The 270-nt window shown below is 61.1% G+C and carries 1 protein-coding gene; it reads right to left on the reverse strand.

Annotated features, from left to right (window positions below; all coding sequences use genetic code 11):
* Positions 1 to 94 precede the first annotated feature (94 nt).
* The gene (locus QJT78_RS52530; protein WP_281460989.1) at positions 95 to 235 is read right to left on the reverse strand and encodes a transposase; all 141 of its coding nucleotides are present in this window, start codon (positions 233 to 235) and stop codon (positions 95 to 97) included.
* Positions 236 to 270 lie beyond the last annotated feature (35 nt).

Genomic DNA, 270 nt, shown 5'->3' on the forward strand with positions numbered 1-270 from the left:
ACGGAGAATTACGAGGTGCGGCCGAACGACCAGGGCAGGAGCTCGTCGATCCGGGACTGCGGGTGACCGGTTGCGATCGCTTTGAGCGTCGCTTTCATCCAGACGTAGGGCGCGTCAGAGTCAGCGGCCTGATTTGATTTTCGACGGGATTGGTGTCCGTCTCAACGCAACCATCGTCGAGAAACAAGGTGAGGCCATCCCAATGGTTCAGGAGATAGGCGATCGCCTTGCCCATCTCGCTGCCCGGCGACAGGCGAGCGGCTTGCTCGC

The sequence above is a fragment of the Bradyrhizobium sp. Mp27 genome (assembly GCF_029953005.1).
GTDB classification, from domain to species: domain Bacteria; phylum Pseudomonadota; class Alphaproteobacteria; order Rhizobiales; family Xanthobacteraceae; genus Bradyrhizobium; species Bradyrhizobium barranii.

What these genes read in the sequence shown, in the direction of transcription:
- QJT78_RS52530 (WP_281460989.1), bottom strand. Translation starts at nt 235, where the DNA reads ATGGGCAAGGCGATCGCCTATCTCCTGAACCATTGGGATGGCCTCACC.